Annotated in this window: 17 protein-coding genes; 2 read left to right on the top strand and 15 right to left on the bottom strand. The window is 50.2% G+C overall.

Translation table 11 applies throughout. The annotated features are described in order from the left end of the window. Positions 1 to 47: 47 nt before the first annotated feature. The 6 genes from GWG06_RS13340 to GWG06_RS13315 form a co-directional block, all read right to left on the bottom strand. Positions 48 to 767: a carboxypeptidase-like regulatory domain-containing protein gene (locus tag GWG06_RS13340; RefSeq protein ID WP_127039402.1), complete on the bottom strand. Its 720-nt coding sequence runs from the start codon at positions 765 to 767 to the stop codon at positions 48 to 50. A 261-nt stretch (positions 768 to 1,028) separates the two neighbouring features. Continuing rightward, the gene (locus GWG06_RS13335; RefSeq protein WP_160713768.1) at positions 1,029 to 1,973 is read right to left on the bottom strand and encodes an aldose 1-epimerase; all 945 of its coding nucleotides are present in this window, start codon (positions 1,971 to 1,973) and stop codon (positions 1,029 to 1,031) included. An 11-nt stretch (positions 1,974 to 1,984) separates the two neighbouring features. Further along, positions 1,985 to 3,313: a xylose isomerase gene (xylA, locus tag GWG06_RS13330; RefSeq protein WP_127039396.1), complete on the bottom strand. Its 1,329-nt coding sequence runs from the start codon at positions 3,311 to 3,313 to the stop codon at positions 1,985 to 1,987. Positions 3,314 to 3,350: 37 nt separating this feature from the next. After that, entirely contained in the window at positions 3,351 to 4,829 is a 1,479-nt protein-coding gene (locus GWG06_RS13325; RefSeq protein WP_160713766.1) for a xylulokinase, read from the bottom strand. Positions 4,830 to 4,832: 3 nt separating this feature from the next. Next, on the bottom strand, positions 4,833 to 6,506 hold the full coding sequence (locus GWG06_RS13320; protein ID WP_127039390.1) for a sodium/sugar symporter: 1,674 nt from the start codon (positions 6,504 to 6,506) through the stop codon (positions 4,833 to 4,835). A 234-nt stretch (positions 6,507 to 6,740) separates the two neighbouring features. Further along, positions 6,741 to 7,868 (bottom strand): NAD(P)/FAD-dependent oxidoreductase, encoded by a 1,128-nt coding sequence (locus GWG06_RS13315; protein WP_160713764.1) that lies wholly within the window; start codon positions 7,866 to 7,868, stop codon positions 6,741 to 6,743. A gap of 280 nt (positions 7,869 to 8,148) precedes the next feature. On the opposite strand from GWG06_RS13315, the gene GWG06_RS13310 reads away from it, so the two are divergent. Continuing rightward, entirely contained in the window at positions 8,149 to 9,204 is a 1,056-nt protein-coding gene (locus GWG06_RS13310) for an NAD(P)-dependent alcohol dehydrogenase (RefSeq protein WP_127038565.1), read from the top strand. Positions 9,205 to 9,283: 79 nt separating this feature from the next. Here GWG06_RS13310 and GWG06_RS13305 read toward each other — a convergent pair whose 3' ends face one another. From GWG06_RS13305 to GWG06_RS13290, 4 genes are all read right to left on the bottom strand, one after another. Next, a complete protein-coding gene (locus GWG06_RS13305) occupies positions 9,284 to 10,978 on the bottom strand; it encodes a hypothetical protein (protein WP_160713762.1) in 1,695 nt (564 codons plus the stop codon). A 2-nt stretch (positions 10,979 to 10,980) separates the two neighbouring features. After that, positions 10,981 to 11,805, bottom strand: coding sequence for a DUF4397 domain-containing protein (locus GWG06_RS13300; protein ID WP_127038559.1), 825 nt, complete (start codon positions 11,803 to 11,805; stop codon positions 10,981 to 10,983). A 10-nt stretch (positions 11,806 to 11,815) separates the two neighbouring features. Then, entirely contained in the window at positions 11,816 to 15,151 is a 3,336-nt protein-coding gene (locus GWG06_RS13295) for a TonB-dependent receptor domain-containing protein (protein WP_160713760.1), read from the bottom strand. A 63-nt stretch (positions 15,152 to 15,214) separates the two neighbouring features. Beyond that, on the bottom strand, positions 15,215 to 16,195 hold the full coding sequence (locus GWG06_RS13290) for a FecR family protein (RefSeq protein ID WP_160713758.1): 981 nt from the start codon (positions 16,193 to 16,195) through the stop codon (positions 15,215 to 15,217). 101 nt (positions 16,196 to 16,296) lie between these two features. Here GWG06_RS13290 and GWG06_RS13285 point away from each other — a divergent pair, with 101 nt between their 5' ends. After that, complete coding sequence (locus tag GWG06_RS13285; RefSeq protein ID WP_127038550.1) at positions 16,297 to 16,887, top strand: RNA polymerase sigma factor; 591 nt, start codon at positions 16,297 to 16,299, stop codon at positions 16,885 to 16,887. Between the two features lie 56 nt (positions 16,888 to 16,943). On the opposite strand, the gene ilvA is transcribed toward GWG06_RS13285, so the two are convergent. The 5 genes from ilvA to ilvD all read right to left on the bottom strand — a co-directional run bounded on the left by ilvA (position 16,944) and on the right by ilvD (position 23,473). Then, positions 16,944 to 18,200, bottom strand: a complete 1,257-nt coding sequence (gene ilvA / locus GWG06_RS13280; RefSeq protein WP_160713756.1) for a threonine ammonia-lyase IlvA — start codon at positions 18,198 to 18,200, stop codon at positions 16,944 to 16,946. 135 nt (positions 18,201 to 18,335) lie between these two features. After that, the gene (gene ilvC, locus GWG06_RS13275) at positions 18,336 to 19,379 is read right to left on the bottom strand and encodes a ketol-acid reductoisomerase (RefSeq protein WP_127038544.1); all 1,044 of its coding nucleotides are present in this window, start codon (positions 19,377 to 19,379) and stop codon (positions 18,336 to 18,338) included. An 81-nt stretch (positions 19,380 to 19,460) separates the two neighbouring features. Beyond that, positions 19,461 to 19,985: an acetolactate synthase small subunit gene (gene ilvN / locus GWG06_RS13270; protein ID WP_160713754.1), complete on the bottom strand. Its 525-nt coding sequence runs from the start codon at positions 19,983 to 19,985 to the stop codon at positions 19,461 to 19,463. A gap of 94 nt (positions 19,986 to 20,079) precedes the next feature. Beyond that, the gene (gene ilvB / locus GWG06_RS13265; protein WP_235938315.1) at positions 20,080 to 21,828 is read right to left on the bottom strand and encodes a biosynthetic-type acetolactate synthase large subunit; all 1,749 of its coding nucleotides are present in this window, start codon (positions 21,826 to 21,828) and stop codon (positions 20,080 to 20,082) included. Then, entirely contained in the window at positions 21,794 to 23,473 is a 1,680-nt protein-coding gene (gene ilvD, locus GWG06_RS13260; protein ID WP_160713752.1) for a dihydroxy-acid dehydratase, read from the bottom strand. Before ilvD ends, ilvB begins: the two co-directional genes overlap by 35 nt. Positions 23,474 to 23,587: the final 114 nt, after the last annotated feature.

The following is a 23,587-nucleotide window of genomic DNA, read 5'->3' as shown; positions in this document are numbered from 1 at the left end:
CCGCAGAGATTATTCTCTGCGGCTTTTCTTTATCAGGTAATCCTGTTTTAGCGGGGTTTATTCGCCCAGGCTTTGTATTTGTCTGTGATCCAGTACAGCAGGTCGTTATGCGCCAGACTACGCATGGTATTGTAGTCGGGATAATTATCGCGCATGAAATGCTGCAGGGAGTCGCCCTTGAGACCGGTAACCTGGCTGACCAGCAGCGGCGTAAACCGGGAGTCAATGAATTTCTGTTTTTCCATCTCCTCGTAGTTTTTCTTGAACTGGCGTTTTTGTCTTTCTCCTTTGGAGAACCGGGTAATAGGGCTGAATACGATACCCGCGCCTTCCGGCGTATTACCACCGGCCAGCGGCTTGTTGGGCAGATCCAGCAGGTAACCGTACTGGCGGCGACGCTCAATGGAGTCTATCTGATAAGGAGAATACTGTGAAGTAATTTCCACTCCTTTCAGGAATTTACCGGCCACCACCAGTTTCATATTGGAGGTCTGCGTACCGGTTGTGAGCGTTACCGGCAGGGTATCCGGGAGGTACCCCACGAAAGTGAAAACGATTTTATCTCCGCGGGAGGCATCTATCTTATAAAAACCGCCCTGGTCGGACAATGCCCGTTTACCGGAATTGATATTGGTTACCGTGGCATAAGGTAACACCAGTTTGTTGCTGTCTGATATCTGTCCGGTAACAGTTACCTGAGCGCCTGCCATCTGTGAAAATAACATGCCTGTCAAACAACACAGCATGATGCGCATAAAAGCCTTCATAATTCATAAGTTTTAATCCTGACTATCTTTCCTCTCCCTGAACAACCCTTACGGTATGTACATTGTTCATCAGCATCCGTGGTACAAATTAAAGAAATGCCCTTGGTTTAAAAAACAAAAATCCCCTGCCAGGCAGGCAGAGGACTTCTGTATCTTACATTTTAGGTTAATGACGCCGGGATGGGCGGGCTGATCAGTATTTCAGGTGTGTCAGCCTGCCTGAGCAAATCATCCAAAGACTATGCCACCGGGCCACTGGTATTACACCGTGATTTTAATTTTTGTATCGAAGGTCCTGCTTTCACCGGCGGCGAGGGTAACCAGTCCGAGGCCGTTGTTGAAGGCATTGGGTGCGCCGCTCAGATTTTCCACCGCAATACTGTTACGGTGAGGCGGGATATACACCTGCAGGATAGGATAATTTTTCCCGGGGAAGAAAGCGATGTTGATATTTTTCACCGGATCGTGGAGGGTAGCTAACGGTTGCGGCTGTATGAAATCCAGCACAAAGGAGTTATCCAGTTCCACGCCTGCCAGGCTTTTGCCATGAACGAATTCCGTGTAAGGCAGTACGTTGCCTGTAGGGATCAGCTTAGCGTCGAATTCTACTATTTCCTTAGAGGCGAAGGTCAGCACCAGGTCATCCACGGGGGTGCCGGTACTGAAGTAGGGATGCCAGCCATCCATCAGCGGAATAGATACATCGCTCCGGTTGATGACTTCCGTGGTCACCTCCAGTTCATTGCTGGGACGCAGGGTGTAGGTGGCCAGGCAGTCGTAGCTGAAAGGATAGCCGGTATCTTCTGCCTTGAAGCGATATTCCAGCGTTACGGTGGCGTGCTGTTCATCTGCATGCTGTTGCTTTACGGAGAACACGGCATCATACAGCAGGCCATGGATGGCATTTCCGGGGGCTATCGTTTTAGCGATGCTGTAGGTAGCGCCTTCCCACTGGTAGGATGCATCTTTGATCCGGCAGGCAAAAGGGCTGAGCTTTACGCTTTTGAAGCTCTCGTGCAGATTGCCTTTCAGGTCATCGATACTGCTGTAGCTGTCAATCAGGTTGATGATTTCACCGTTGCGTTTCACTTTGAAGGCGTGCAGCAGGGCGCCGTGAGCGGGAATAATTTCTATTTGTGTTTCACTGTTCTGATCAATGAGCGCCAGTATATCAAACCCGGCCTCATGAAAGGTTTTTATGACCATGTGCTATTATATTAAATGCAGCTGTTGATAAGATTTTCCAGCCATTCCTGTTTACCGCTGATCTGCGTGGGTTCTCCGCCGGCGATGGTGATACTGCGGAGATCTTCGAGTGACAGTTTACCTTCTTCAAACTCCCGGCCTTTACCGGTGTCGAAGGAAGCATAGCGTTCCTGGCGGAATTTTTTATAGGGCGTATGTGTCAGTACTTTTTCTGCGATGACAGCGGCCCTTGCAAAGGTATCAATCCCACCGATATGCGCGTGGAATATATCTTCCAGGTCGGTGGAGTTGCGGCGGGTTTTAGCGTCGAAGTTAACACCGCCGCCGGCAAAGCCGCCAGCTTCCAGGATAATGAGCATGCTTTCCACCAGGTCGTTGAGATGCATGGGGAACTGATCAGTATCCCAGCCGTTCTGTGCATCGCCGCGATTGGCGTCTATACTGCCCAGCATACCTGCATCTGCGGCCACCTGCAGCTCGTGCTGGAAGGTATGGCCCGCCAGTGTGGCGTGGTTTACTTCTATATTCAGTTTAAAATCCTTTGCCAGGCCGTAACGTTCCAGGAATCCGATGACAGTGGCGCTGTCGAAGTCGTACTGATGTTTGGTAGGTTCGCAGGGTTTAGGTTCTATGAAGAATGTTCCCTTGAAACCCTGTTTGCGCGCATAGTCGCGGGCCATGCCCAGGAAGCGGGCCAGATGTTCCTGCTCGCGTTTCATGTTGGTGTTGAGCAGGGTCATATATCCTTCACGGCCGCCCCAGAAAACATAGTTTTCTCCGCCCAGGGCGATGGTTGCATCCAGCGCATTTTTTATCTGTGTGCCTGCATAGGCCAGCACGGAGAAATCGGGGTTGGTAGCGGCGCCATTCATATAGCGCGGGTGACTGAATACGTTGGCCGTGCCCCACAGCAGCTTTACACCGCTGGCAGCCTGTTTCTGGCGGGCATAGTCTGTTATCAGCTGCATCCGCTTTTCGTAGGTGGCCATATCTGCACCTTCATCTGTCAGATCTACATCATGGAAACAGTAGTAGGGTAAGCCTAATTTGGTAATGAATTCAAAAGCAGCATCCATCTTGTCTCTGGCAGATTGTTCCGCATCCGGAGATGCCAGCCAGGGAAATTTTTTTGTTCCCGGCCCGAAGGGATCCCCGCCGGTACCGCAGAAGGTGTGCCAGTAGCAGACAGCGAACCGGAATAATTCCTTCATGGTTTTACCGGCTATCATGCGGTTTTCATCATACCACTTATAGGCGAGCGGATTATCAGACTGCGGGCCTTCGTAGCTGATTTTGCCGATACCGCTGAAATACTCTGTGTTTCCAAGTGTAATGCTCATAAAAGGTGGATTTTAAAATGACGTATGTACGTTATCGTTATGTCGTGAGGGCAGCCAGTCCGGCGAGCCAGCGGCCATAGGCATCACGGTATTGCTCCTGCAGGGCTGCCTGTGGTTCTATAACGGCGAGGCATTCCATGCCGTGGAAAACATTGCTGGTATTCATATATCCTGCTCCTACCGCCGCTCCGCGGGCAGCGCCCTGTGCGCCGTCGGTGTTGTACAGTTCAATGACTGCATCTGCGGTATTGGCGAAAACTTCGCGGAACAGGGGGCTGAGGAACATGTTGGCATTGCCGGCCCTGACACGGTGAATATGCAGCCCCATGGCAGACATAATTTCCATACCATAGTAAAGGCCGAAAACGATTCCTTCCTGCACGGCGCGCAGCAGGTGGGCACGTCCGTGGCGGTTGAAGTCCAGGTGCCTGGCGGCAGCGCCGGTGCGTTTATTAGCCAGTATTCTTTCTGCGCCGTTGCCGAAGGGATATATCAGCAGACCGTCTGCTCCGGGAGGCGCGGTAGCCGCTTCGCTGTTCATGGCGACGTAGTCGGTACTGCCAAGTATATTTTTCAGCCAGCTGTTGGCGATGCCTGTACCGTTGAGACACATCAGCACCCCGTTGCGCAGCTGCTGCGCATCGTTACTGACATGCACAAATGTGTTGACCCGGCTTTGCGGATCGGCTGCGTGCTGATCGTGTACGGCATATACCACGCCGGAAGTACCCGCTGTGGTGGCGGCTTCGCCGGGTTGCAGCACATTCAGCGAAAAAGCGTTGTTGGGCTGATCGCCGGCACGGTAAGTGACCGGTGTTCCTTCCTTCAGCTGCAGCACTGCCGCGGCAGCTGCGGTGAGCCGGCCCTGTACGCCAAAAGCAGGCACCACGGCAGATAGCAGTCCTTCATCTATCTGGTAATAGTCGAGTAATTTTTTGCTGACACTGCCGGCAGCGAAATCCCAGAAGGTACCTTCGGAGAGGCCGGAGATGGTTGTACAGGCTTCGCCGGTGAGTTTCATGGCAATGAAATCGCCGGGCAGCATAATTTTATGGATACGTTCGTAGATATGCGGCTCATTTTCGTATATCCATCTCAGTTTGGAGGCGGTAAAATTACCGGGGGAGTTGAGCAGATGTTCCAGGCAGTATTGCTCACCCAATGCGGCAAAAGCCTTATTGCCGGTATCTACCGCGCGGCTGTCGCACCAGATGACGGAAGGACGCAGCACCTGCTGCGCCTTATCCACGCATACCAGCCCATGCATCTGGTAGGCGATACCGATACCGCCTACCGCAGCCGGATCAAAAGCTGCCTGCTGCCGCAGCAGGGCGGTAGCATTGATGACTTCCTGCCACCAGCTTTCCGGGTCCTGCTCTGCCCATCCGGCATGTGGTACCTGTATGGGCATCTCCCTGGACGGGCTGGCGGCAGATGCCAAGCACCTGCCGCTGTCCGCATCCAGCAAAGCAGCTTTTACAGAAGAAGAACCTATATCATAGCCGATGAAATACATGGACTACCAGTAAATTGTGTATAATGCAATCAGGATTCCGATAATAAACAATGCCCCGATAGTAAACGGCATCGCTGTTTTAAACATGCTGCTGTCCACATCCAGTCCTTTCGGATTGGTCTTACTCTTAGGATCAGCGAGCGAAATGATGACCATACCTATTACACAGACAGCGAATACGATGGCCATACGGTCAATAAATGCTATTTCGTATACGCCGGCGGCGTTAGGTGCGGACCATCCGATAGCATACAGCGGTTGCAGATCCACCCATCCCGGCAGGAACTTCAACAGGAAGGAAAGCAGCAAGCCTGCTATCATAGCGAACATGGCAGCATTGGAGGTAGTGCGTTTCCAGAAGAAGCCCATAATGAACATCGCAAATACACCCGGAGATACGAAGCCGGTATATTCCTGAATAAACTGGAATCCGCCTTTCTTATCTATACCCAGGAAGTTGGATAATACAATCGCGATAATCATCGCCACAATCACCGTTGTACGGCCTACGCCTACTATCTTCTTCTCATCAGCATCCTTATTGTATATCTTCTTATAAATATCCAGAGAAAAAATGGTGGAAATACTATTGGCCTTACCTGCCAGCGAAGCCACTACAGCGGCTGTCAGCGCAGCAAAAGCCAGCCCTTTCAATCCTACTGGCAGCAGGTTAAGCAGCACCGGGTAAGCATTATCAGGGTTCAGGGAACCATCTTTCATCATAGCGTCCTGGAACATGCCCTGCTGATACAGGACATAGGCGGCAATACCAGGCAGCACCACAATCACCGGCATGAGCAGTTTAAGGAAGCCGGCAAAGAGCAGACCGCTGCGGGCAGTCTTCAGATCCGCGCCCAGTGCACGTTGTGTGATGTACTGGTTACATCCCCAGTAGTTCAGGTTTACAATCCACATACCGCCGACGAGTATACTGAGCCCCGGCAAATCGAGGTAATGCGGGCTTTCCTTTTTAAAGATCATGTGGAAATGATCATCTGCATGTTCGCGCATCAGGCTGAAACCATTCAGCACGCCGGTGGTACCGAAATGTTCTGCCACCAGCTGCAGGGCCAGATAGGTAGTGGCCAGTCCGCCGAGGATGAGGAAGAACACCTGGATAACATCGGTATAACCAATCACCTTCATACCGCCGAGCGTAATCAGCACTGCGAAGAAAGACAATGCCACCATACAGGCATAGAAGTTGATACCGGAAATTTTGTTGATTGCGAGGGCGCCGAGATACAAGATAGAAGTAAGGTTCACTACCACGTACAGCAACAGCCAGAAAACGGCCATGATAGTACTTACCGTCTGATTATACCGTCGCTCCAGGAACTGGGGCATGGTATATATCTTGTTTTTAAGATAGATAGGGAGGAAGAACACAGCCACAACAATCAACGTGGCGGCAGCCATCCACTCATAGGTAGAGATAGCAAGTCCCATCGAAAATCCGGAACCCGACATCCCGATAAATTGTTCCGCCGAAATATTGGAGGCGATCAGGGAGGCGCCGATAGCCCACCAGGTAAGGGAACCTTCCGCCAGGAAAAAGTCCTTGGAATCCGATGACGCCTTCTTTTTCCGCTGGTAGATATAATACCCGTAACCGGCAACGATGACAAAATATACCAGGAAAACCAGGTAATCAATACGATGAAGTAAGTGTTGCATAATTGTTCAAACGTGGTTGTTTAAGAAATTTTGGCGGATCAATATAGTAAATTAAACGTATTCCATACACTTTATTTGGTCATTTATTTATTTCATTATTTGAGATTTAAATGCAGCGGAGATCATTCCGGAGATTTATGAGGATAAGATGCAAAAAATTATGCGGAAATTTTCGGGAAAATCTCCGCTGCATTTTTAAATAATCAAATCTCAAATAATCAAATAATCACATAATCACATATTCGCCAGCTGCTCTCCTATCATGGAGCCGATGGCTACGCCCATGCCGCCCATGCGGACGCCGAGGAGGATATTTTTCGTATAGGCGCGTACGATGGGTTGTTTATTATTACCGAAAGCCATGATACCCGTCCAGCGGTCGGCTACGGTAAAGGGCTGCTGTGGCAGTATGGTATGCCGGAGGAGTTCTTCCAGCTCGTGCTGGATACGGTCATTGAAGGAGAAGTCTGCGGATGTTTCGCCGGCGAAATCCAGGTGGCGGCCTCCACCCATCAGCACGCGGCCGTCCAGCTCCCGGAAGTAGTAAAATCCTTCTTCGAGGTGGAAGATACCTTTAAAACGCAGTCCGGGTACCGGATCGGTAATCAGCACCTGCCCCCTGCCGGGTATCACGTCTTCTTCCGGCAGCAGCTGCCTCGTGAACGCATTGGTACAAACCAGCAGCTTACGGGCGGCAAATACCACCTCTTCCTTCAGCACATGATTGGGGACAATAACGTTGACGCCTGTATGCAGATCTTCAAAACGGCTCACCGGGCAACCGGTCTTGATTTCCACCCCTTTTTCAATTGCCAGGTCAATAAGTGCGCGCATCATTTTACCCGTATGCAGCTCACCCTCAAAGTGGTTGCGGACAAGCGCCTTCACATTTGCCGGCGCAAAGCCAAATGCCGCAATGTTTTCGCTCGCAGGAGAAAAGGCAGGCTGCCCTTCAAACAACGGCTCCAGCATACGGTTAACTTCATCCAGCCGGTGCAGCGCCCACTCTTCCTGTTCACCTATCAGCTCAAAGCTGCCGTTTTCCCGGTAGCCGATACGATCATCTCCCAGGCGGCGGCGCAACAGCTGCAATCCTGCCCGCCGGGTAGCCACCAGATTCAGCACCACCTCCGCGGGCATCGCCTGAAGATCCGCCAGTATTTCCGTCAGACTGCCGATACACGCAAACCCCGCATTTTTGGTACTCGCACCGGTGGGCAACACCTCGCGTTCCAGCACCAGCACACGCGCCAGCGGCTCCCGCTCCTTCAGGCTGACAGCCGCAGACAGACCGACGATACCGCTGCCGATAATAATATAATCGTATTGCAGCAGGCTTTGTTTCTCCCAGTAACTTAACATACGCTAATTTAATTACGAATTACGAATTATGAATTACGAATGTGAGCGGAGATTTAGGGCGGAAAGATTAGGGCGGAGATTTAGAGCGGAGATTTAGAGCGGAGATTTAGGGCGGAGATTTAGGGCGGAGATTTAGGGCGGAGATTTAGGGCGGAGATTTAGGGCGGAGATTTAGAGCTGAGATTCAGGGTGGAGGTTGGGAGTGGGGTGAGCGGAGGCGGATGCAGTAATTATGCGGTAATTGGGGTGTTTTTCTTAGATTAGAAGAAATTTTTGCCCGATGACTGAAGCTAAAGCTTATGCGGCACAGAGTGCCACTACCCCGCTGGGGCCCTGGAATTTTGAAAGAAGAGAGGTAGGACCTCATGACGTACAGATTGAAATTCTTTACTGCGGCGTTTGTCATTCAGACATTCATCAGGTGAGGGCTGAATGGAACCATTCCGTGTACCCCATGGTACCTGGCCATGAAATTGTAGGGAAGATTACCAAAGTAGGAGATCATGTTACCGGATTCAAGGTGGGCGATCTGGCAGGAATAGGCTGCTTTGTTGACTCCTGCCGCGAATGCAATCCCTGTAAGGCCGGAGAGGAACAATATTGTGAAACCGGCGTAGCAGATACTTACAACGGTACGGAGATGGATCGTAAAACACCTACCTATGGCGGATACTCCACACATATTGTAGTGGACGAAAAATATACATTGCACATCTCCGACAAGTTACCGCTGGAAGGCGTGGCGCCACTGCTTTGCGCAGGCATCACCACCTATTCCCCGCTGCGCCACTGGAAAATAGGCAAGGGACATAAAGTAGCCGTACTGGGACTGGGCGGACTGGGCCACATGGCGGTGAAACTGGCCGCTTCCTTCGGTGCGGAAGTAACCATGCTCAGCACCTCCCCCTCCAAGGAAGCCGACGCCAAAAGATTAGGTGCACACCACTTTGCACTGATAAACGATAAAGAACAGATGAAAGCCCTCCGTGGCAAATTTGACTTCATCCTCAACACCGTATCCGCTCCGCATGATTACAACACCTTCCTCAGGTTGCTGACCTTAAACGGTGTGATGATATGTCTCGGCATCCCGCCGGAACCTTCCGCAGTACCAGCTTTCAACCTGGTTATGGGACGCCGCAGCATTGCAGGATCACTGATAGGCGGCATCCGGGAAACACAGGAAATGCTGGACTACTGCGCAGAACACAACATCATCAGCGATGTGGAAGTAATTGACATCAAAGATATCAACAACGCTTACGAACGCATGATGAAGGGAGATGTGAAATACCGCTTCGTGATTGATATTGCCAGTCTGCGGAACCCGTCCTGATAATACATCGTTTAAAACAGCGCATCCCGGATACAGCATAGCAATGCCATATCCGGGATGCGTTGTTTTGATACCGGTATCATTTACCGGCAGGCGCCATCCGGTAAAATCTCAGGTTGTGCGCCAGGCCGCTGACTTCCATGCCACGGCAGAAATAAACCGCATTGTTTTTATCTGTTCCGTTGAAAGACATATCATAGAAGTTCACCCACTTGGCCTTTCCCGTAACCTGATCCTGTTTCTCAGTGCCCCCCACCAGGCCCAGCTCGGAGCCTGCATAACAATATACGCTCATGTTGTCAAAATCAAATGCCTTCAGGGAGGCCGTATTTGCATTCAGCAGTGTTCCGTCAGACAATACCAGCCTGGGATTCCATTCCATAGAGGTATAATCCCCGTACCACTCCACCGGCGATGTATTTTTCAATGCCGGGTCCTTCTCGAAAGAACGGAAGGTAAAAGTATAACTGAAGTTAGCCAGCGTATTCAGCACATCTTCTTCTTCCACATCAAAACGGATAGCGTAGGTGTTTAACCCTTCCGGCGTTTTAAACGCATATATATAACGGCCGGCAGGATCAAGGGTATACATGCTGACAGCCACCGGTTCACCCGGTGAGTTATACTCCGATGTCCAGTTTTTCATCAGCACCCTTACCTCTCCGCCGGTACCCATTCTGCAAACGGTCTGCAGTGAGTTAAAACTGCCATAGGTACTGAAAATGCCTGCTGTAAGGGAATTGTACCAGGCTTCATGTCCGTTGGCTTTATCCTCCGGTGCATAGTGATTGGCATAAAACAGGTTATTGTTTATATCCAGGTTAAGATCTGTAGTTACTATTTTCAGCTGGCTGATCTGTCCTGTATACGGCCTTCCGTCGTTGCTGACGGCTGCGCGGCCCTTTATCACCGGCGTACGGTTGATGGTAGTGATAACGCCGGAAGCAACATCCATTTTAAGCAGGCGGAAAATGTAATACTCATTTGCATCAGGCGTATTTTCTTTTGTGGATAAAGAGATGTACATGAAGGCGCCATCAAAGGAAAGCGCGCTGCCGAGTACATACGTGACGGTAAAATCTGCTCCCTTGTCATCCTTAAGTACATCGCCGGCCTTCATAACTGTTTTCACGTGTTTATTGCGCAGCATATACAATCCCAGGATGTTATCAAAAAGCAGGTTACCCGACATATCCACATGAGAAGAGCGGATATAGGAATATCCCCTGGTGAGAAACAGCTGCTGGTCTGCCGGCTCCCAGGAGCCTATTTCCGTTACTGTCAGCGTAGAGTCGGTACCGTTAGTAGTGGCAGCAAATGCCTGGATGCTTACCTGCTTTCCCAGCTGGCGGACGCCATTTGCCACAGCGGTAATATCGCGGCGGGCGCCTGTTCCCATTTCCTTGGTTACCACGAAGCGGATGAGGTCCATTTGCTGCAGGGGCAGTCCGCCGGTATTATATTTATTTCCGGGATCGAGGGTAATATGCTCCGTAATTTTCACCGGCACGCCGCCAATCAGTATTTCGCTGCCTGGCTTTTCTGTAAAAAATTTACCGATCAGCATAGCGGTATCTCCTATTACCAGCATCCGGGGGTATGACCATTCGGCGATACCGTATCTTCCCTCCAGATTATAGGTATCTGCAAACCAGGGCTGCGAGGCCACCAGCTGTTCGTTATCATCCACTTTACGGCAGCTGTGCAGCAGCGGCGTCAGTACTGCCATCAGGAGTATGATGGCGGTTATTTTACTTGTGTATCCTGTTTTCATACTTAATAGTTCTTCAGTACAGTAATCTGGAAATTGGGTTGTATCATCACTGTTTTGCCGGAGCGCGGATCGTTGTACGACGTGGGGCCATCTGTCCGGTAGCCGGTCATCACCAGCGTATAGGCGTGACCGGGCATCGCTGTCAGCTGTGCCCGTCCCAGAATTTCCTTCGATTCATCTCCTTCCCGGTACACTTTGATATTGAGGGTATCCTGCCGGGAAAGCGGCAGCTGCAGAAAGGGTGTATGATCTCCGTACTTTGTAGCCGCCGGCAGAACAGCCGGAATAACTTTATCTATCGTGATATAAACGGGATGTTCAGAAGGGCTGAGATTCACCAGCCGTATACCGGCGCTGCCCTGCAGCGGCACATAGGTGTCTGTCAGTACGAGGCTTTTATATTTACCGAAATAATCGCCGTAGAAAACAGCTGTCTGTACATCTGTTGTAATATTCAGGGAAGATTTATCAATCACCAGGCCGGAGGTATCTGTCAGCAACAGTGTATGCGTTCCCGTAGCTACCGGCATCAGAATCGGCCATCCGCCTCTGCTGGCAGGATATACTTCGGGATTGCTTCTGCTGAAGCAGGGCAGCGCCGGGATTTCGGAAGGGATTGTCTGATAGGCGGTATCCTGGTTATCTATCAGCAGCCAGTTACGGCTGTTGCCCATATTATCGAACACCTGTTTGCTGAGCGCATAGGAGCCGTTGTAAAAGAAAATACCGCTTTTCGTTATCACATCCGGCGGGGTTACATCTTTGCTGCAAGCCGTTACCAGGCAGCAGCAGAGTAACATTATTCGATTGATGATATGCTTGTTCATGATAATATTTTTAGAAAGAATAGGTGAACTGCAGCAGGAAATATCTGCCTGGTTTATACTTTGTGACAATGTTATCACCTACATAATAAACATCTCCGTTAGCTTTGGTAACAGGGGTTTCAGCATCGTAATGCTGGTTGTAATTCTGATCTTCCACGATGCGGTAAGCCTGATCCAGCAAGTTTTGTACACTGAATTTAACCTGGAGGGATTTAATAAGACGTTTGGTAACAGAGAGATCCAGCAGATGCACGGGCAGCTGGAGGAGGTCTGCGCGCGTATACTGGTAATCCCTGGCAGAATCGGTTTCTGCGCGCATACTCTTGGCGTATATGCGTGGCCCGCTTACATTGTAGATCAATCCGATTTTAGTTCCCCAGGCGGGGTTTTCATAAAACAGGCCGGTATTCAGTACATACGGCGATTGTCCCTGCAGCGGCTGTCCCTTTACCCGGATGCTGTCCTGGAAATAATTACCGGCAACTGCATGTCTTTCTGTTACACTTTTCACCAGTGTACCATTGAATACAAAGGAGAGATTTCTGAAGAGATTACCGGGAATGAAGGAAAGACTTTTCTTTACTTCTGCTTCTATTCCATAGATCTCTGCCTTTACAGAATTATCATAGGAGATAACGGTATAGCCAAGGCCATCATCGTAATCTGAATTGGCTACTTCCTTACGCATACGTTCTATAGGGTGTTGCAGGCGTTTGTAGAAGATACCTGCGTTGAACATCTCGCTTTTATTACGGGCAGGATACCATTCAGCGCGCAGATCATAGTTATCGATAATAGCAGGAACGATATTCTTATTTCCGAAGATGATTTCCTGGTTCTGAAAATCCATGTCGTTGTAGGGGGATATTTCGCGGAAATCAGGTCTGTTTACTGTTCTTCCGTAACCACCGCGTAATACCAGCGATTCTCCGGGCCTCCAGCTGATATTCATGGAAGGCAGCAGGAGTGTTTGCTGGTGGTCTATGTTTACCGGCAGCAACGAAGCATTCCCCAGCACTCCCGGTTTAGCGCCTGCGAGGCGCTGCCGGTCGTATTCCAGCCGCAGCCCTGCATTGAATACCAGCTTTTCGTCTGCCGGTTTCCAGTCGCCCATTACATAAAAGGCATTATACTGTTCGCTGGCCACATAGGCGTCTACCGGGGAAGTACCATCATACATGGCAAGGCCGGTATTATCATCCGGGAAATTCCGGTGGCTCCAGAATGTTGACAGATTATCCTGACGAAAGCGGAGAATAGCCAGGTTGTTGATGCCGTGACCTGTAGTCCACTGCGGGTCATCATTTGGCTGACGCAGTTCATACAACCCAAGACCTGCCCGGTTTCCACGGAATACGCGGCGGCCTACCTGCCGCAGCTTAAACAGTTCATAAGCGCCTGTTTTAAATGACAAGGCAGGCGTTACGTGAAAGGTATAATCCAGCGAAGCATTATAGATACGCTCCTGTATTTTGGTATACAGCCGGTTAAATATACCGTACTGGTCTGTGGCGGCAATTATCCAGCTGGTATCTCCGTAATTCGGAGAAGAATACAGGTGGATGATGCGCTGGTCCGGGAACTGCTGCTGATTATGTGTAAACCCCAGGTTCCATTCCAGATCGTGCTTTCCTGCTGTGCCCAGCTGATGCGCTCCTCCCAGGTTTCCGGAGTACAGTGTACGCTGCTGGAATGACAACACAATATCACGGTTGTGAATATAGAAGCCGGGCTTATCTATGATGTTGGGATAAACGCTGCTCACGCTTGTAAAGCGTCGTCCGTCATTCACGAAAAAATTCCGCAGAAAAAGTTTGTGTTTATCATTCCATTGCAGCGTGAGGTTTTCCAGGATATTAATTTTACCGGTTTCGGTGGACTGCCGGATATAGGACCGGGTATTTCTGTCGAAAGCAGCCTGCATGCTCACCGTATCTTCCGAAATCTCCCTGGCATTGGTATTTCCTTTCTGCCGGTACAGGTCATAGCCGGTTGTTTCTTTCGTAAAAGTAATCGCCGTAAGGTCATATAGCCTGGCTTTACCTATTTTCCAGCTGTTGTAATAGTTGGCAAACAGCTGCATATCCGGCAGGGAGTACCTGGTACCATAATTCATGGTAGAAGAAAATCCGTCCACCCATGTTGCATTGGAAACGGTTCCGGGTACTTTCTGGTTGCTGTGAAAGATACCGGGAGAGAAATCGGGCAATTTACGCGTACCGTCATCAAAGCCAAGACCATCCAGCTTTCCGCCGTTATAACTCACATGCTGCTGCAGGGTGGAACCGACGCGGTGTGCCAGCTGGATACCGATATCAAAATGCTTTACCGGCATAGCATTTTTAGTAAATATTTTCACCGCAGCACCACCGTAATCAGCCACCAGGTCGGCCACCGGAGATTTATACACCAGTATTTTATCGATGACGCTGCTGGGCAGCAGATCATACGCAAAGGCTTTGTTGTACAGTTCTGTAGAAGGTGCAATGTTGCCGTTGAGATAGGTCAGGTTATAGCGTTCATTCATACCACGCACCACAATAAACCTGTCATCTACCACGGTAACGCCTGAAATTCTCTTAACGATTTCTGCAGCGTTCCTGTCCGGAGTTTTAGCGATCAGTTCATTGGAGATACCGGATACCACGCCGGTAGCATTACGTACTTCCCGGATCAGTTGCGTTTCCGTGCTGTGGGTGACTGCGCGTACCTTACGCGGGCCTGCATCCACCACCACTTCCCGGAGAGCGCCGCCGGCCTGCATCTTTACGTCGGAGGTTTCCTGCCGGTTGCTTTCCACCACTATATTGCTGACGATACCGTGCTGATATCCGATGAAGGTAACGAGCAGCGTATATTTTCCGGGGGCAACATCTTTTAACTGGTAGAATCCGCGGGCGTCGGTGATAGCGCCTGCCGTAGTGCCCTGCAGCTGTACGGTGGCGCCGGGCAGCGGAGCGCTGGTTTCAAAATCAACTACGCGTCCGCGTATGCTTCCCGGCTGCTGCGGCCTGCCGGATTTAACAGCCACGGTATTGCCGCTTACTTCGTACTGCATGCCTGTATTGCGGGAAAGCTCCGCCAGCACAGCTTTCAGCGGCATATGCTGCCACACGGCGCTGTTGATTTTTACGGTCGCCAGCGAGGCGCGGTCATAAGAAAAAGAGAGGTCACTCTGCCGGTCAATTTCAGCAATTACTGCCGCCAGGGTGGTGTTGGTCAGCGAAAGGCTCACCGGTGCATTCATTGCCGGCGACTGCGCCCTGGCATAGCCCGTCACCAGCAGCCATAACATACACATGACCGGCAAACGCCAGTTTGCTTTGCTTTTACTAAATTTGTTCATACGTAAACTTTAAAAACTGTGTTTTTGATGTCCTGCCTGCCAGCAGGACATTTTTTATCTGAATCAGTGAATAATGACGGAATCTCCTGCTATGTGGTAACGGAAACCATGAATGAAAGACATGTTCTTTAAGATGAGATGCAGGTCAGGATGTCCGTATCTTCCGGAGAAGCGGGCCTGGCGGAAGGCGTTGGCATCGTATTTTATTTTCGTGGAGAAGCGTTGCGACAGGCGGTTAAATACTGCAGTAACAGGAATATCGTCCAGTATCAGCGCGCCCTGTTTCCATGCCAGCGTATCTTCCACCGGAAAACGCCCCAGCGTGTAACGGCCGGTAGCCGGCATATACAGCAGTCTGCCACCTGGTGATAATAACAGGGTGCTGTCTTTCCGGTGATGCATCGGTATTTTCACGGCCACTTTCCCACTGGCCAGCGCGATGGCCACTGCAGATTCTCCGGGATAGGCCTCTACGCTGAAACCCGTTCCCAGCACGGCAATATGTATACTACCGGCATGTATGTCCAGCGGCATTCCTGCCTGCGGCGCTATGTCGAAATAGGCTTCCCCGGATAATTCCATACTGCGTTGCGTCATGGCGTAGTCCTCCGGAATGCGGAGTGCAGACTGCGGCGTAAGCCATACCCTGGAATTGTCCGGCAATGTGATGCGAGATACATAGCTGCCGTTATTGCGGATCTCTTTCCAGGCAACAGTGGCCGGCTCCTGGCTGGTGTGGCTACCTGGCTGCAGTATCCACAGGCATACCGCGACGGGCAGCAGTAAGGCAGCCGCCCACCACCAGCGCAGACGTATCACTTTCCGTGGCGCAGCTGTTTTCCCTGTAACAGCCATAAGGTGCTGATGCAGCGCTGCAGCGGCAGCAGCCGGCATAGGCGGCGCCGTAACCTGCCATCCGGCAGATAACTGCTCCTGCCATACCGCATCTTCCTGCTCCTGCAGCCAGTACAACATTTCTTTTCTTTCCTTATCTGTGACAGTGTTATCGATATAGTTCCGCCATTGCTGCTGATCCGGCATCATATTACTGCAGCTGCTTTACACAGCCCTCCGGTATTAACACGCTGTAACCGTCATTTACCTCAGTACCGGAAACATCTCTTAACAATTTGGTAATATCCTGTATGCCGGAACCGCAGCCTATCTTTGCGGACATGCCGTCAACCGCATTCAATAAGGAGCAGGAATTTACGGAGCTGTATCTCAGCACGCAGGACAGGTTATATCAATACCTCTGCTATTATACCAGAGACAAGCACCTGGTGCAGGACCTTATGCAGCAATGCTACCTGAAGATATGGGAACGTATGCCCGTAATCAGGGATTCCGGCAATGCCCTCAGCCTGCTGAAAACAATTGCACGCAATCTGCTGACAGATGTAATACGGCGCAGAATGAAAGAAGATACGCAATGGCTGGAAGCAATGAAGGAGCAGGTGGATACGCTGGTAGAAGCACCCGGCGTCAGCGCCAGGGCTTCCCTGCAGGCACTGGATATTGCTATTGACAGGCTGCCGGATAACTGCAGGGAAGTATATCTGCTGCACCGGGAAGAAGGGCTGAGCTACCGGGAAATTTCATTTCGTTTATCCATATCCGTTAGTATGGTAGAAAAGCATATGAGCAAAGCTATCCGTTTACTCAAACAGGATCTGCTGACAGACTATGCGTTACTGCTACTGCTGGCGGCGGCCGCCACGGCAGGAAGCCATTAAAAAAGCCCGGCCATAAATATGACCAGGCTATATATATTCTTAAAACAACTATTGACTTACACCAGATAACCGAACAGGTTATCGTCTTTATTCAGTTCTGTATACTGAAAGTTATACTTTCTGAAATTGGCAATCAGCACATCATAATCCTCCTTATTCTTCAGTTCGATGCCTACCAGTGCAGGTCCTGTTTCTTTATTATGCTTCTGTATAAATTCGAAACGGGTAATATCATCGTTGGGACCTAGAATATGGTTCAGGAATTCGCGCAGTGCGCCGGGGCGCTGCGCGAAGCGTACAATGAAATAATGTTTCAGCCCTTCATACAGGAGGGATCTTTCCTTGATTTCCTGCATGCGGTCAATATCATTATTGCTGCCGCTGATAACGCATACTACTTTTTTTCCTTTAATTTCTTCCGCGAAGTCGTTGAGCGCTGTAATAGAGAGCGCACCGGCGGGCTCTACTACGATCGCGTCTTCGTTATATAATTTCAGGATGGTGGAACAAACCATGCCTTCCGGTACGGTATGCATTTTATCCAGCACTTCCCTGCAGATGTCGAAGTTGAGGGCCCCTACTCTTTTTACGGCGGCGCCGTCCACGAAACGTTCTATTTCGTCGAGGGTTACGGGTGCGCCGTTTTCGAGTGCGCGGAGCATGGAAGGCGCACCTTCCGGTTCTACGCCTACAACAGTGGTTTTAGGACTGTAGGTTTTGAAGTAGGTACCTACGCCGGCTGCGAGTCCGCCGCCGCCGACAGGCACAAAGAGATAATCAATGTTAGTCTGGTCTTCCAGTATTTCTACGGCCACCGTTCCTTGTCCTTCAATAATTTTCGGATTGTCAAACGGCGGAATAAATGTCATTCCGTTAGCCTGTGTATATGCCTGGGCTTCTGCGGAGCAATCATCGAAGGTATCGCCTACCAGGCGTATTTCGATGTTTTCGCCGCCAAACATATTCACCTGGTTTACTTTTTGTTTAGGCGTGATAATCGGCATGAATACCACACCTTTAATGTTCATCGCTTTACATGCATAGGCAAACCCCTGTGCATGATTGCCTGCACTGGCGCAGGTAACGCCTTTGGCGAGCACTTCAGCAGGCAGGCTGCTGATCAGGTTGTAGGCGCCCCGTAACTTATACGAGCGTACAATCTGCATGTCTTCTCTTTTCAGATATACATCACAGTTATAGCGGCGGGACAATGTTGCGCTATAGGTCAACGGCGTACGTATCACCACCGGTTTCAGCTTCACGGCTGCATCAAGGATATTTAAAGGCCCTACTACCGTTTTATTGGAAGACATAAAATTCAGTTTTGAATTACGAATGACCAATTACGAATGACGAATGAAATGCAGCGAAGAAATTTGCGGATATCAAACATTGATCTCCGCTGCATTTTCATTCGTCATTCGCAATTGGTAATTCGTAATTATTATTTAAGCATTTGGTCTCAGCTTACGCACAGCTGCACCTGCCTGCCACATTTCGCTTTCGCGGAGTTCTTTCAGTTCTTCGTTCAGTTTCTCGCGGTAGTCTGCGGTGCTGTTGGAAGCGATAGAGCGGGCAGCTTCTTTGCCGGCAGCAACGCTGGCATACAGTTCATCGAATACAGGCTGGGTAGCGTCTTTGAACTTCTTCCACCAGTCCAGTGCGCCGCGTTGTGCGGTAGTGGAGCAGTTGGCATACATCCAGTCCATACCGTTTTCTGCTACCAGCGGCATCAGGGACTGTGTCAGTTCTTCTACTGTTTCGTTGAATGCTTCAGAAGGGGTATGACCATTTCTGCGCAGTGTTTCGTATTGTGCAGCGAAGATACCCTGGATACAACCCATCAGGGAACCGCGTTCGCCGGTGAGGTCGGAGTATACTTCTTTTTTGAAATCTGTTTCAAACAGGTAACCGGAACCAACACCGATACCCAGTGCTACTACGCGTTCTTTGGCGCGGCCGGTAGCATCCTGGAAGATAGCGAAGCTGGAGTTCAGGCCCTGACCAGCCAGGAACAGGCGGCGCAGAGAAGTACCGGAACCTTTAGGTGCTACCAGGATTACGTCTACATCAGCAGGAGGAATGATGCCAGTCTGATCTTTGTAGGTAATACCGAAACCATGGGAGAAGTACAGTGCTTTACCAGGAGTCAGGTGCTGTTTCAGCGTAGGCCAGAGGGTGATCTGTCCTGCATCAGACAAAAGGAACTGAATGATAGTACCTTTGGTGGCAGCTTCCTCGATATCGAATAAAGTTTCGCCGGGAACCCAGCCATCAGCAACGGCTTTATCCCAGGTGGCGGAATTTTTACGCTGACCAACGATTACGTTGAATCCGTTATCTTTCAGGTTCAGTGCCTGGCCGGGGCCTTGAACACCATAACCGATAACTGCGATCACTTCATTTTTCAGCACTTCCCTTGCTTTTTCCATAGGGAATTCTTCCCTGGTTACTACTTCTTCGAGTACCCCTCCAAAATTGATGGTTGCCATGTTTTGTTTTTTTTAATAACCAGCCGACGTGCATCAGCTGATAATGTAATAGTGAATGAAAAATTTTATTTTAGTATAGTCTTACGCGTTAGTTGCCAGCTCTTTCAGATGATCGTGGAAACGACGGCTCCACTTGATAATTGCCACCCTGCCACTCTTCGAATATTCAATCAGGCCATATGGTTCCAGCTTCTTGATAAAATCTATCAGCTCCTGCTGGTGACCTGTTTTTTCAATAACGAAATAATCTGCTGTGATCGTCAGGATGCGTGCCTGATTATCGCGGATCAGTCTTTCTATATCGCCGGTATCCAGCGATTTGGTGGATATTTTATACAATGCCAGTTCCTGGTATACCACTTCCTCCTCCTCATGTACAAAAGCCCGGTGGATTTCTATCAGTCTTTCAATCTGACCAACCACCTTATCCAGCTTTTCACGTGTAGACATCACCGTTATGATGAACTTGAACACGCCCGGAATCTCAGTTTCAGCAGTAGTCAGACTGGTGATATTGATACCTCTGCGGGTAAATATAATGGTGATACGGTTGGTGATACCGATACGATCTTCCGTATAAACCGTTACTGTATATTCTTTTTGCATAAAAACAGCTTGGGCGTCTCCTCCCTTTTTTTGTGTTAAAAAGAGGAGCAATTCTTATAAAAATTTTACCTTTTATTGCGATAATCCGGTGATACTACTCCAGTCTGATGTTGGCTATAGGTGCGCCGGCAGGCACCATTGGGAATACGTTGTCTTCTTTTTCCACGGCTACTTCCAGCAGGTATGCGCCGTCGTGTGCGAGCATTTCGTCAATGGCTGCAGCAATATCTTCTCTCGCTGTAATTTTTTTACCCGGGATAAAAAATCCTTTGGCAATCTGTACGAAGTCCGGGTTGATCATTTCGGTAGATGAATACCGTTTGTCGAAGAACAGCTGCTGCCACTGGCGAACCATGCCGAGGAAGTTATTGTTCAGGATCACGATTTTCACTCCGATCTTGGACTGATAGATAGTACCCAGTTCCTGTAAGGTCATCTGGAAGCAGCCATCGCCGATGATGGCCACCACTTCTTTTTCAGGTGTCCCCATTTTAGCGCCCATGGCTGCAGGCAGGGAGAAGCCCATTGTTCCCATACCACCGGAGGTGATGTTGGTATTCGGATTTTTGAAACGATAGTAACGGGAAGCCACCATCTGGTGCTGGCCTACGTCTGTTACCAGTACTGCGGTACCGTTGGTCTTTTCTGAGATCAGGCGGATTACCTCTGCCATTTTCAGTTCACCGGCTTCCGGGTACAGTTCGCGGTGCTGTACTTTATCGTATTCTTTTTTATCTGCTGCACGGAATTCAGCGATCCAGTCTGTATGCTTAGCAGGATCAACCTGTTCCAGCAATGCTTCCAGCGCAGTTTTCGCATCTGCGTGAATGGCTACATCCGCTTTAATGATCTTATTAATTTCGGCCGCGTCGATTTCTATGTGTATCACTTTAGCCTTGTTGGCATAGGTACTAACGTCGCCGGTTACACGATCATCGAATCGCATACCTACGGCGATGAGCACGTCGCACTCGCCGGTGAGCACATTGGGACCGTAGTTGCCGTGCATGCCCAGCATACCTGTGTACAGCGGGTGATCTACCGGAACAGCCGAGAGGCCCAGCAGCGTGGATGCCATCGGGATGTCCGCTTTCTCTGCAAGCGCCAGCAGCGCTTTTTCAGCACCTGACAGCAGTACGCCATGGCCTACCAGCAGGAAGGGTTTGGCGGCACTGTTGATTAATTCTGCAGCAGCATTCACGGCATCGTGGCTCAGCTGCGGCACCGGCTGATAACTACGTATATGCGTGCACGGAGTGTGCTCATACTCGAACTCCTCGAACTGTGCATTTTTGGTAATATCTACCAGCACCGGGCCGGGACGTCCGCTGCGGGCAATGTAGAAGGCTTTGGCAATAGCGCCCGGAACATCGGCAGCGCGTGTTACCTGTATGTTCCATTTGGTGATAGGCATGGTAATACCGATCACATCTGTTTCCTGGAAAGCGTCTGTTCCCAGCAGGGAAGCAGCCACCTGACCGGTGATGCACACCATCGGCGTACTGTCCATATAAGCATCGGCCAGGCCGGTTACCAGGTTGGTAGCGCCGGGACCTGAAGTGGCAAAAGCCACGCCCACTTTGCCTGAGCTACGGGCATATCCCTGCGCGGCATGTGTGGCGCCCTGTTCGTGACGCACAAGTATATGATGGACCTGATCCTGAAAATCGTACAGGGCATCATAAATCGGCATAATAGCGCCGCCGGGATAACCGAATATGGTTTCCACTCCTTCTGCTATGAGCGAGCGGATAACGGCTTCAGAACCGGAGATAACAGGTTTAGTGGCTAACCGCTTGTCTGCTTTCTCAGCCTTCATCGGTAACACATCCTTCTGTTGCATTTTTTACAAGTTTTGCGTACTTAAATAAGATTCCATTGGATGCCTTCAATGCAGGCTGAATCCACTGCGCCCTGCGGGCTGCCAGTTCTTCCGCGCTAACTTCTACATTGATTGTATTGTTCACTGCATCTATTTCAATAATGTCGTTATCCTTTATCAGGGCAATGTTACCGCCTTCGTGCGCTTCCGGAGTGATATGTCCTACCACGAAACCGTGCGTACCACCGGAGAAGCGGCCATCGGTAATCAGCGCTACGCTTTTGCCCAGCCCTACGCCCATGATGGCGCTGGTAGGCTTCAGCATTTCAGGCATACCCGGCGCACCCTTGGGGCCCACCTGACGGATTACCACCACATCTCCCTTCTGTACTCTGCCGGAAGTGATGCCTGCTATCAGTTCAAATTCTCCGTCAAACACACGGGCAGGTCCTTTAAACCGTTCGCCTTCCTTACCGGTGATTTTGGCTACCGAACCCTGTTCTGCGATGTTGCCGTATAATATCTGGATATGTCCGTTTGCCTTGATGGGTTTCTCCACCGGAACGATAATATCCTGTGATTCAAAGTCCAGATCCGGAACGCTTTCCAGATTCTCTGCGATGGTTTTGCCGGTAACGGTCATGCAGTGACCATGCAGCATTCCCTGTTTCAGCAGGTATTTCATCACCAGCGGCACGCCGCCGATGTTGTGCAGATCTTCCATGAGGTATTTACCACTTGGTTTCAGATCGCCTATCAGCGGGGTTTTGTCGCTCATACGCTGGAAATCTTCCAGTCTGACAGACACGCCTACTGATTTTGCTATTGCGATGAAGTGCAGTACTGCATTGGTACTGCCGCCGAGAGCCATGATAACGGTGAGGGCATTTTCAAATGCTTCCTTCGTCATGATATCTCTCGGTTTAATATCTTTTTCCAGGAGCAGGCGGATGTATTTGCCGGCAGCGGCACATTCATCCTGTTTTTCCTTGCTCAGGGCGGGGCTGGATGAGCTGTAGGGCAGGCTCATACCTAATGCTTCAATGGCTGAAGACATCGTATTGGCGGTATACATACCTCCGCAGGCGCCTGCACCGGGGCAGGAGTTCTGTACGATGCCCTTAAAATCGCCTTCATCGAGTGTACCGGCCATTTTCTGACCCAGCGCTTCGAAGGCAGAGATGATATTCAGGTCTTGTCCCTTATATTTTCCCGGAGCAATAGTACCGCCATAAACCATGATAGACGGGCGGTTGAGCCTGCCCATGGCCATGAGGGAACCAGGCATGTTTTTATCGCATCCGGGCACGGTAATCAGCGCATCGTAATATTGCGCGCCACAAACCGTTTCAATGGAATCAGCAATCAGATCGCGGCTTACCAGGGAATAACGCATACCGGGTGTACCATTGCTCATACCGTCGCTCACGCCGATGGTGTGGAAAGTGAGGCCTACCAGATCGCTGGCCCACACGCTCTTTTTCACCTGCTGGGCAAGGTCGTTGAGGTGCATATTGCAGGTGTTACCATCATATCCCATGCTGGCAATACCTACCTGTGCTTTTTTCAGATCCTCTTCTGTTAACCCGATGCCGTATAACTGCGCCTGCGCAGCGGGCTGCGTAGGGTCCTGTGTAATCGTTCTGCTATATTTATTTAATTCCATTGCCATTTTTGTTTCCCGGATTACCAACTGCTGATAGTAACCCTATTTTAAAAGTTCTGCACAAATTACCCGGTAGTGTGATGATATTCAAACCAAGAATTTTGAAATAACCGG

The organism is Chitinophaga solisilvae (genome assembly GCF_009928525.1).
Lineage (GTDB): Bacteria > Bacteroidota > Bacteroidia > Chitinophagales > Chitinophagaceae > Chitinophaga > Chitinophaga solisilvae.
Note: the sequence above shows the minus strand (reverse complement) of the source record. Positions and strands in the feature narration are given on the sequence as shown.

What these genes read in the sequence shown, in the direction of transcription:
- GWG06_RS13340 (WP_127039402.1), bottom strand. Translation starts at nt 767, where the DNA reads ATGAAGGCTTTTATGCGCATCATGCTGTGTTGTTTGACAGGCATGTTA.
- GWG06_RS13335 (WP_160713768.1), bottom strand. Translation starts at nt 1,973, where the DNA reads ATGGTCATAAAAACCTTTCATGAGGCCGGGTTTGATATACTGGCGCTC.
- xylA (WP_127039396.1), bottom strand. Translation starts at nt 3,313, where the DNA reads ATGAGCATTACACTTGGAAACACAGAGTATTTCAGCGGTATCGGCAAA.
- GWG06_RS13325 (WP_160713766.1), bottom strand. Translation starts at nt 4,829, where the DNA reads ATGTATTTCATCGGCTATGATATAGGTTCTTCTTCTGTAAAAGCTGCT.
- GWG06_RS13320 (WP_127039390.1), bottom strand. Translation starts at nt 6,506, where the DNA reads ATGCAACACTTACTTCATCGTATTGATTACCTGGTTTTCCTGGTATAT.
- GWG06_RS13315 (WP_160713764.1), bottom strand. Translation starts at nt 7,868, where the DNA reads ATGTTAAGTTACTGGGAGAAACAAAGCCTGCTGCAATACGATTATATT.
- GWG06_RS13310 (WP_127038565.1), top strand. Translation starts at nt 8,149, where the DNA reads ATGACTGAAGCTAAAGCTTATGCGGCACAGAGTGCCACTACCCCGCTG.
- GWG06_RS13305 (WP_160713762.1), bottom strand. Translation starts at nt 10,978, where the DNA reads ATGAAAACAGGATACACAAGTAAAATAACCGCCATCATACTCCTGATG.
- GWG06_RS13300 (WP_127038559.1), bottom strand. Translation starts at nt 11,805, where the DNA reads ATGAACAAGCATATCATCAATCGAATAATGTTACTCTGCTGCTGCCTG.
- GWG06_RS13295 (WP_160713760.1), bottom strand. Translation starts at nt 15,151, where the DNA reads ATGAACAAATTTAGTAAAAGCAAAGCAAACTGGCGTTTGCCGGTCATG.
- GWG06_RS13290 (WP_160713758.1), bottom strand. Translation starts at nt 16,195, where the DNA reads ATGATGCCGGATCAGCAGCAATGGCGGAACTATATCGATAACACTGTC.
- GWG06_RS13285 (WP_127038550.1), top strand. Translation starts at nt 16,297, where the DNA reads ATGCCGGAACCGCAGCCTATCTTTGCGGACATGCCGTCAACCGCATTC.
- ilvA (WP_160713756.1), bottom strand. Translation starts at nt 18,200, where the DNA reads ATGTCTTCCAATAAAACGGTAGTAGGGCCTTTAAATATCCTTGATGCA.
- ilvC (WP_127038544.1), bottom strand. Translation starts at nt 19,379, where the DNA reads ATGGCAACCATCAATTTTGGAGGGGTACTCGAAGAAGTAGTAACCAGG.
- ilvN (WP_160713754.1), bottom strand. Translation starts at nt 19,985, where the DNA reads ATGCAAAAAGAATATACAGTAACGGTTTATACGGAAGATCGTATCGGT.
- ilvB (WP_235938315.1), bottom strand. Translation starts at nt 21,828, where the DNA reads ATGCAACAGAAGGATGTGTTACCGATGAAGGCTGAGAAAGCAGACAAG.
- ilvD (WP_160713752.1), bottom strand. Translation starts at nt 23,473, where the DNA reads ATGGAATTAAATAAATATAGCAGAACGATTACACAGGACCCTACGCAG.